Here is a 9176-nt window from a genome sequence, read left to right as displayed (position 1 = left end):
GCCCATGCCGCCCCCGCCCTCCGCCTCGTGCTCCGCGACCCGTCCGTGCGGGCCGTGCGGCTCATGCTGGGGAGTAAGGCGGTGCGGCGGCATCGGGCGGATGCCCTAGAGAGGCCGGGCCCGCCGTGAGCGGCCGGCTCCACCCGGGCGCGGCGGGGCTAGCCTGGCCCGCATGAAGGAACACAACGGGGTGGAGGTCGTCGCGTTCCCGGACGCGGCGGCCTTCGAGGACTGGCTGGCCGAGCACCACACCCGCCACGAGGGCGTATGGGTCGAGGTCGCGAAGAAGGCGTCGGGGATCACGTCGGTCACCGATGACGAACTGGTCGACGTGGGGCTGTGCTGGGGCTGGATCTCCGGGCAGCGCCGGGGCCTGGACGAGCGGTACTACCTGCAGAAGTACGGACCGCGGCGACCGAGGAGCCTGTGGTCGCGGGTGAACGTCGAGAAGGTCGCGGCCCTGGCGGCGGCGGGCCGGATGCGGGAGCCCGGCCTCGCCGAGGTCCGACGGGCCCAGGAGGACGGCCGCTGGGACCGCGCTTACGCGTCGCAGGCGACGGCTGTCGTCCCCGACGACCTCGCCGCCGCGCTCGCCGCGGACCCGGCGGCCCGCGCGGCGTTCGACGGGCTCGACCGGACCGCCCGCTACCTGGTGATGCTCCCGCTGCTCCAGGCCGCGACGCCGGAGACGCGACGGACACGGCTGGAGCGCGCGGTCCGGGACCTGGCGGAGGGGCGGCCCACGAGCGAGGGGTGACCGCCCCGGTGGAACCCGCCGGACCACCGGTGCGGTGACCGGGCCGCTCAGGCGGCGCCGGGTGCCACCGCTCCGGCAGCCCCTCGCGTCACCGCTCCAGCGCCGCCCGCATCGTCTTCTGCGCGATCGGCGCGGCCAGCCCGTTGCCGCTGATCTCGGAACGCGCCGCCCCCGAGTCCTCCACGATCACCGCGACGGCGACCTCCTTGCCGCTGTCGCGGTCCTTCGCGTACGAGGTGAACCAGGCGTACGGAGTGCTGCTGTTCTCCACGCCGTGCTGCGCGGTGCCCGTCTTGCCGCCCACCTCGGCCCCGGGAATCCGGGCGTTGGTGCCGGTGCCCTCCTCGACGACCATCACCATCGCGCTCCGCAGCTGCTCGGCGGTCGACTCCTTCACCACCCGCTCGGTGTCGCCGTCGGCGGTCTCCTCCAGCACCGTGCCGTCCCCGTCGGTCACCTGGGAGACCATGTGCGGCGCGGCCAGCTCACCGCCGTTGGCGAGGGCCGAGGTGACCATCGCCATCTGGAGCGGGGTCGCGGTGACCTCGAACTGGCCGATCCCCGTCAGCGCCGTCTGCGCCTTGTCCATACCGGTCGGATAGACGCTCTTCGCCGCCCGTACGGGGACGTCCAGCTTCTCGGTGTCGAACCCGAACGCGTCCGCCATCTCCTTGACCTCGTCCTGGCCGAGGTCGGCGGCGGCCTTCGCGAAGACGTTGTTGCAGGAGTACTGGAGCGCGGTGCGCAGGGTCGCGTTCTCGCAGGGGGCGGACGTGTTCTCGTTGGGGAGCACGGTGCTGGTGCCGGGCAGGGTGTACGGGTCGGGGCTGTCGGTGCGCTCGTCGACCGAGCCGTACAGCCCGTTCTCCAGCGCGGCCGCCGCGACCACCAGCTTGAACGTGGAGCCCGGCGGCAGCGGCTGCCGCATCGCCCGGTTGACCAGCGGCTTGTCCGGGTCGTCCAGCAGGGCCTGCCAGGCGTCCTGGTCCGCCGTCCCGCTGATCGTCGAGGGGTCGTACGAGGGGGTGGAGACCATGCCGAGGATCCGTCCGGTCCTCGGGTCGATGGCCACCGCCGCGCCCTTGGCGTCGCCGAGCGCCTCGTAGGCCGCCTTCTGGACGTCCGGGTCGATCGTCGTCAGCACGTTGCCGGGGGCGGCCTGCCCGCCGGTGAGCAGGTCCTTCGGGTTCTTCAGCCGGTCGTCCGTGCCGTCCAGGACGTCGCTGTAGATGCCCTCCAGCTGGTTCGCCCCGTACGCCTGCGAGCTGTAGCCGGTAACGGGCGCGTACAGCTCGCCCTGGGGGTACGTGCGCTTGTACCGGAGGTCGCCGCCACTGGTCCCCTTCGATCCGGTGACCGGCGAACCGGCCACGATGATGTCCCCGAGCGGCTGCGCGTACTGCGCGATGGTGTTCCGCCGGTTGTGCTCGTCGTCTGCGAGCGCCTTGGCCTGGTAGCCCTGCACCCACGTCGCCCGCACCAGCAGGGCGAGCACCATGAGCAGACAGAAGACCGAAGCGCGCCTGATTGTCTTGTTCATCCCGCTGGAGGGACGAGCGGACGCGTTCCGGGCGTTCCCGATCGTGCCGCTTCTCACCGATTTCTCACCCGGCGCGCCGAGCCGCGCGGCTCAGCCCGGGGTGATGAAACCGGACTCGTACGCCGCGATGACCGCCTGGGTGCGGTCCCGGGCGCCGGTCTTCGCGAGGACCGCCGCCACATGCGTCTTCGCCGTCGCCGGGCCCACCGAGAGCCGCCCCGCGATCTCCGCGTTGGTCAGCCCCGCCGCCATCAGCCGCAGCACGTCCGCCTCCCGCCCGGTCAGCCTCGCGACCCACGCCGGAGCCCCGGCCGCCCGCCGTCCGGCGTGCTCGGTGGCCAGCGTGCGCACCGCCGCCGGAAAGAGGAGCGAGTCCCCGCACGCCACCAGGCGTACCGCCTGCACCAGCTCCTCGGCGGCCGACCGCTTCAGCAGGAACCCGGCCGCCCCGGCGTGCAGGGCCTCGTACACGTACGCGTCGTTCTCGAAGGTCGTCACGACGACGATCCTCGGCGGGTCCTCCAGCGTGGCGAGGATCTGCTCCGTCGCCCGGATGCCGTCGATCTCCGGCATCCGCACATCCATCAGCACCACGTCGGGCCGCAGCGCCCGCACCACGGACACGGCCTCCGCACCCGTGGCGGCCTCCCCGACGACCTCGATGCCCTCCTCGGCGTCCAGGATCACCCGCAGCGCCGTACGCACCATCCGCTCGTCGTCCGCCAGCACCACCCGCACCGGAGCCCCGCTCATCGCCGTCCCTCCTTCCGCCCGGCCCTGCCCGGCAGCGGCAGCAGGGCGGTCAGCCGCCAGACGCCGTCGTCCGCCCCCGCCTCGGTCCGGCCGCCCAGCAGGACGGCCCGCTCCGCGATGCCGCGCAGTCCGCGACCGCCCCCGGGACGTACCACGGCGGGCCGCTCGCCCAGCGGATTCTCCATCACGATCTCCAACTCCCTCTCCCGCACCGCGATCAGCAGCCGCACCGGGGACGCGCCCCCGCCGTGCCGTGACGCGTTGCTCAGCCCCTCCTGGACGATCCGGTACGCCTCCCGCGAGACCACCGGGTCCAGACCGTCCGGATCGCCCCGCCGCTCGTACGCCACCCGCACCCCGCAGTGCGCCAGCAGCCCGTCGAGCGCGTCGAGCCCCGGTCCGTGCACCGTGCCCTCGTCGTCCGGTTCCCCGTCCTGCCGCAGCAGCCCCAGCACCGAGTCCAGCTCCCCGACCGTCCGCCGCGTCGTCTCCTCGATGGCGGTCAGCGCCTCGCGGACGAACTCCGGATCGCGGTCCAGGACCCGGCGCGCCGCCCCCGCCTGAAGGGTCACCGCACTCAACGCGTGCCCCACCGAGTCGTGCAGCTCCCGGGCGAGCCGGTTGCGCACCGCCAGATCCGCCGCCCGGCGCTCGGCGGCGGCCAGCCGGTCCTCGGGCGTCGGTCCCAGCAGCACCGGGGCGCGCCGGGCCAGCAACTCCCCGGTCGCGGCCGCGACCAGCGCCAGCGCCAGCAGCATGGCGAGCCCGGCGAACGGGGCGAGAGCCAGGGCCCACGGCTCCCGAAGCACCTCGGGGCCGTCGAGCAGCCAGGTGGAGCGCAGCGGGGCGGAGAACGGCAGGGCGGCGACCGCCACCGCGAACGGCGGCAGTGCCAGGCTGGCCCCGCTGACGATCCCGCCGAGCGCCAGATGCAGGGTGTACCAGCCGGCGGCACGCACCCGCGCCTGCCGGGTCCGGGCGGGACCGTCGGCCAGCAGGGCCGGCGGCACCCCGCACAGGGCGCGGACGGCGGCCACGGACAGCGGCCGGACGAGCGGGAAGACACCGGTGGCCGCCGCGATCGGCAGGGCGATGGCGAAAGCGGCGAACTGGGCGGGCACGGAGGAGAAGAGAGCCTCCCCGCCACCCGTCATGCCGACCAGGACCGTGCCGACGAGGAAGTACGGCATCAGCAGCGCGCCGCCGATGATCTGATGCAGCCAGCGCAGCCGCGCCCGTCGTCCGGACAACGCGGCCAGCGGCTTCATGACACCCGGTCGGCGGCGGACGGGGCAGCAGCGGCCGGGGTGTCGGCGGTCGTCGGCAGCGCGGAAGCCGCCGCGCGCTCCGCGAAGAAGTAGGCGCCCAGCGTCACGACGAGCGCCCCTGCCAGCATCTGGACAGCGTAGGTCAACACCGTCGCCGTCGTCGGCCGGTCCGCCGCTTCGCCCGCGCCGATCAGCCCCGCGAGGCTCAGCCAGCCGCCCCAGCAGGCCGTCTCCGCCGAACCGGCCCAGGCCAGGACGAGCGGCAGACGCAGGGAGAGACGGCCGGTGCGGCGGAAGGCGAGCAGGAGCACCCCGACGGCGGTGACCACCACGAAGAGCAGGTTGACGGCTTCCAGGACGTAGAAGTCGCTGGTGCGGTCCGCCGCCCGGCCGGCGTCGAGCCCGGCGGTCGAACCGCTGACCCACAGCAGGTGCGTGACGCCGGGAAAGAGAGCCGCCGAAGCGGCGGCGACGGCGGTCGCGCGCAGGGCGGGCGTGGTCGGACCCACCGGCAGATCCCGCAGCCGCCCCTGCCACAGCCGGCCCCAGCGCTCCCTGGCGTACAGCGCGAAGAGGGCGCCGAGGGCGAGGCCCTGGACGATGAAGCCGCCGTAGACGACGCCGAAGACCCACGGGTCGAGGAACGGTTCGGAGTTCCCCTCGCCGACCGGCCGGCCGTCGCCACCGCCGAGGAGCCGGACGGCCAGCTGGACCGGGAAGGCCGTCATGATCGGCAGCAGCAGGCCGCTCGCCACCCACATGGGCAGCACCAGCAGCCAGGCGGGCACCCGTCGGCCCCAGGGCCGGGTGAGGAGCAGGGCGAGGACGATGACGGCACCGTCCATCAGCACCGTGGCCCCGTTGGCGACGCGCAGCAGGGTGCCGCCGTCCAGCAGCGCGCTGCCCTCCGGGATGCCGAGCCGACTGCCCGCCATCCAGGCCGCCTTGAGCCCGATGTAGGGCAGACAGGCCACCATGGCGACCACGCGGAGCACGGACCGCGCCCGGCCGACGCGGTACGAGGGCGGTGCGACGCGGTACGAGGGCGCCTCGGCGCGGTGCGGTGGTGTCCCAGGGCGCCCGGGCGCCCCGGAACGGTGCGGCGGAGCGGGCGAGAGTGCCTCGGGGGGCCGGTTCACTGTCATGGCACCCAGGCTTCCGCGCCGGCCGGCCCCGCACGTCCTGCCCGGCGACGATCCGTCTCCGCCACGCGGGGGAGGGGCCCGTCTCAGCCGGCCAGCGTGACCAGGACCTCGTCGATCTCCTCGCCCCGCGCCCGGGCGAATCCGCGATCCTTGCCGGTCACCACGAAGCCGCACTTCTCCAGCACCCGGCGCGAGCCGAGGTTGTCGGCCGCCGCCCGCGCGTGCAGCGGGCGCGTGGGCGTCTCGTCGAGGTACGCCCGCAGGGCGTCCGTCGCCAGTCCCCGGCCCCAGTGCGCGCGGCCGATCCAGTACGTGACCTGGCGGTCGCCGGGGTCCCCGTACTCCCCGACATGGCCCACCACCGCACCGTCGGCCACCACCGTGCGCATCACCACACGCGACCCGGCCCGGATCCGCGCCCAGTGGGCGTCGAACGCGGCCCGGTCGGTGGGGTCCTCGGCGGTGAACGCGGCGACACGGGTCGCCTCGGGGTCGCTCATCCAGGCGAAGAACAGCGGCAGGTCCCCGTCCTCGACCGGGCGCAGCACTATCTGGGCCATCAGAGCCTCCGGGTCGCGAGGGTGAGCCGGTCCCGGGCGTCGAACAGGGCGTCCTTCACCAGCTGTTCGTGACCGGGGGTGAGCCGGGCGACCGGCACCGAGCAGCTGATCGCGTCGCGCGCGGGCGTCCGGTAGGGGATCGCCACGCCGAAGCAGCGCAGGCCGACGGTGTTCTCCTCGCGGTCCACCGCGTAGCCCTGCTCGCGGACCAGCCGCAGCTCCTCGATGAGCTTCTCGCGGTCCGTGATGGTGTGCTCGGTCAGCGCGGGCAGCGACTCGGGCAGCATCTTGCGGACCTGCTCGTCGCTGTGGGTCGCCAGCAGCGCCTTGCCGAGCGAGGTGGAGTGCGCGGGCAGCCGGCGGCCGACCCGGGTGAAGGGGCGCAGATAGTGCTGGGACTGCCGGGTGGCGAGGTAGACCACGTTCGTCCCGTCGAGGCGGGCCAGGTGGATGGTCTCCGTGGTGTCGTCGGACAGCCGGTCCAGGGTGGGCCTGGCGGCGGCCACGACCTCGTCGCCGTCGATGTACGACGTGCCGACCAGCAGGGCGCGGACGCCGATCCCGTACCGGGTGCCCGTCGCGTCCGTCTCCACCCAGCCCAGCTCCACCAGGGTGCGCAGCAGCATGTAGAGGCTCGACTTGGGATAGCCGACGGCCTCCTGGACGGCGGCCAGCGAGTGCATGCCGGGCCGCCCCGCGAAGTATTCGAGGAGTTCCACGGTCCGTACCGCGGACTTGACCTGTGCCCCACCGGACTCGGCGACCGACATCGCCCACGCCCCCTTCTCCAGCTCATCGACTTCTCGTCCGCTTCGGCGTCCGAAAAGCCGCCACACGATTGCCAACACCGAACGCCCGGAAATAGAGTCCCAGGGCATTCACGTTCAGGAACTCCGTTCAGAATACCGAACACTTGCCGATGTGCGGCCGAAGCCGGCCGGAAGTCGGCCGGAGGACGGTCGCACCACGGGAGGTAATCACGGTGAGCGCAGCACCAGTCTGGAGTGTCGACCCCCGAACCGGGAACCCGCGCGAGCAGGTCGCGGTGGAGGCCACCGCCGAGGAGGTCGACCGGGCCGTCCGGGCGGCCCACGCCGTCCGCGACGCCCTCGCCGACCGCGCGGCGCGCGCCGCGTTCCTGCGGACGGCGGCGGAAACGCTGGAGGAGTCCGGCGAGCACATCGTCGAGGCGGCCGACGCGGAGACCGCCCTCGGACCGGCCCGGCTCAGCGGTGAACTGGCCCGTACCGCAGCCCAGTTGAGGGCGTTCGCGGAGGTCGTGGACGAAGGCGCCTACCTCGACGTCCACATCGACCACCAGGACGGCTCCCGGACCCCGCCCTGGCCCGACCTGCGCCGCTACAAGATCCCGCTCGGGGTCGTCGCCGTCTACGCGGCCAGCAACTTCCCGCTCGCCTTCTCCGTCCCCGGCGGCGACACGGCCAGCGCGCTCGCCGCCGGCTGCCCGGTCGTGGTCAAGGCGCACCCCGACCACCCGGCCACCTCCGAACTCTGCGCCTCGGTCCTCCGCCGCGCCGCCGCCCGCACCGGACTGCCCGAGGGCGTCGTGACCCTGGTGCACGGCTTCGACGCGGGTGTCGAGCTGATCCGCCACCCGCTGGTGAGCGCGGCCGGCTTCACCGGCTCGGTACGCGGTGGACGCGCCCTGTTCGACGCGGCGGCCGCCCGACCCGCCCCCATCCCCTTCCACGGCGAACTCGGCTCCCTCAACCCGGTCGTCGTCACCGGGGCGGCGGCCGCCGAGCGCGCCGGGGAGATCGGCGCAGGCCTCGGCGGCTCGATGACCCTGGGCGCCGGCCAGTTCTGCACCAAGCCCGGCTTCGTCCTGGTCCCCGAGGGCGCGACGGGCGACCAGCTCCTCAAGACGCTCACCGAGACGGTCAGCTCCACCGGCTCCGGCGTCCTGCTGGACCACCGCATGCGGGACGCCTTCGTCGCCGGCGTACGGGAGCGGGCCGCGCTGCCGGACGTCGGGGCGCCCGTCACCCCCGGCGCGGGCGGCGAGCACACCGTCTCCGCCGGATTCCTCACCGTCCCGGCCGCCCGGCTGACCGTCGAGGGCCCGCACGACGCGCTGCTGGAGGAGTGCTTCGGGCCGGTCACCGTGATCGCCCGGTACACCTCCGTCGACGAGATCGCCGCCGTCCTCGCCCGGCTGCCCGGGAACCTCACCGCCACCCTCCAGACCGCCACCGAGGACGACGACCCCGACGCGGCGCGCCTGCTGGCCGCGCTCACCCCGCTCGCCGGGCGCATCCTCGTCAACGGCTGGCCGACCGGCGTCGCCGTCGCCCCCGCCCAGCACCACGGCGGCCCCTACCCGGCCACCACCTCCACCTCCACCTCCGTAGGCGCGACGGCGATCGAACGCTGGCTGCGCCCCGTCACGTACCAGTCCACCCCCGAGGCGCTCCTCCCGCCGGAGCTGCGCGAGGGCAACCCGCTGGGCCTGCCCCGCCGGGTGGACGGACGCCGCGCATGAGCCGGGAGCCGCACGCCCTCGCCCTCCCCTTCGCCCTGGACGCGGAGGGCCCCGACGGACGATGGGCCCACGCGGACGGTGTGCTGACGGGCCGGGCCGGACCCGGCCAGGACCTGTTCGTCCCCCCGTCCGGCGACTCCCTGGACCCGGGCTCCGACGCCCCACGCCTGCTCGGACCGGTGGGGGAGGGCGACTTCCGGCTGATGGCCCGGGTGCGCCCGGGGCTGCTGTCGGCCGGTGACGCGGGCGCGCTGTACCTCCACGTCGGGGACCGCGAGTGGGCCAAGCTCTGCCTGGAGCACTCTTCCGGCCTCCCGACCGTCTGCACCGTCGTCACCCGGGGCCACTCCGACGACGCCAACGCCTTCGTCGTGGATGAGGGCGCCTGCTGGCTCCGCCTCAGCCGCACCGGCGGCGCCTACGCCTTCCACGCCTCCACCGACGGCGAGAGATGGACCTTCGTCCGCGTCTTCACCCTGGGTACGGACAAGGAACGGGCGGCCGCCCGCGCCGGCTTCCTGGTGCAGTCGCCCACCGGTGAGGGCTGCGGCGCGGTCTTCGACCGGATCGCGTTCCTGGCCGGGGGAGTGGAGGACCTGCGCGACGGGCGGTGACGGGGCGAAGCGGCGGTGGCGGGGGTGACGCGGCGG

At 74.3% G+C, this 9176-nt stretch carries 9 protein-coding genes; 3 read left to right on the top strand and 6 right to left on the bottom strand.

What is annotated here, in order from left to right:
• Positions 1–172 precede the first annotated feature (172 nt).
• Positions 173–757, top strand: a complete 585-nt coding sequence (locus HET64_RS32325; protein ID WP_215110708.1) for a YdeI family protein — start codon at positions 173–175, stop codon at positions 755–757.
• Positions 758–845: 88 nt separating this feature from the next.
• Here the strand turns inward: HET64_RS32325 and HET64_RS32320 are convergent, their stop codons facing one another.
• From HET64_RS32320 to HET64_RS32295, 6 genes are all read right to left on the bottom strand, one after another.
• Positions 846–2297, bottom strand: coding sequence for a penicillin-binding protein 2 (locus tag HET64_RS32320; RefSeq protein WP_215110707.1), 1452 nt, complete (start codon positions 2295–2297; stop codon positions 846–848).
• A gap of 90 nt (positions 2298–2387) precedes the next feature.
• Positions 2388–3050, bottom strand: a complete 663-nt coding sequence (locus tag HET64_RS32315; RefSeq protein WP_215110706.1) for a response regulator transcription factor — start codon at positions 3048–3050, stop codon at positions 2388–2390.
• Complete coding sequence (locus HET64_RS32310; RefSeq protein ID WP_215110705.1) at positions 3047–4318, bottom strand: sensor histidine kinase; 1272 nt, start codon at positions 4316–4318, stop codon at positions 3047–3049. Before HET64_RS32310 ends, HET64_RS32315 begins: the two co-directional genes overlap by 4 nt.
• A complete protein-coding gene (locus HET64_RS32305) occupies positions 4315–5295 on the bottom strand; it encodes a hypothetical protein (RefSeq protein WP_251146187.1) in 981 nt (326 codons plus the stop codon). The genes HET64_RS32310 and HET64_RS32305 overlap by 4 nt, the downstream gene beginning before the upstream one ends.
• Before the next feature lie 251 nt (positions 5296–5546).
• Positions 5547–6023, bottom strand: coding sequence for a GNAT family N-acetyltransferase (locus HET64_RS32300; RefSeq protein ID WP_215110704.1), 477 nt, complete (start codon positions 6021–6023; stop codon positions 5547–5549).
• Entirely contained in the window at positions 6023–6793 is a 771-nt protein-coding gene (locus HET64_RS32295) for an IclR family transcriptional regulator (RefSeq protein WP_047176020.1), read from the bottom strand. The genes HET64_RS32300 and HET64_RS32295 overlap by 1 nt, the downstream gene beginning before the upstream one ends.
• Before the next feature lie 212 nt (positions 6794–7005).
• Here HET64_RS32295 and HET64_RS32290 point away from each other — a divergent pair, with 212 nt between their 5' ends.
• Together HET64_RS32290 and HET64_RS32285 are read left to right on the top strand one after the other, a co-directional pair.
• Positions 7006–8526: an aldehyde dehydrogenase (NADP(+)) gene (locus tag HET64_RS32290; RefSeq protein WP_215110703.1), complete on the top strand. Its 1521-nt coding sequence runs from the start codon at positions 7006–7008 to the stop codon at positions 8524–8526.
• Complete coding sequence (locus HET64_RS32285; protein ID WP_215110702.1) at positions 8523–9140, top strand: DUF1349 domain-containing protein; 618 nt, start codon at positions 8523–8525, stop codon at positions 9138–9140. The genes HET64_RS32290 and HET64_RS32285 overlap by 4 nt, the downstream gene beginning before the upstream one ends.
• The last annotated feature ends 36 nt before the right edge of the window (positions 9141–9176 follow it).

It is taken from the genome of Streptomyces sp. McG3 (genome assembly GCF_018619185.1).
GTDB lineage: Bacteria > Actinomycetota > Actinomycetes > Streptomycetales > Streptomycetaceae > Streptomyces.
Note: the sequence above shows the minus strand (reverse complement) of the source record. Positions and strands in the feature narration are given on the sequence as shown.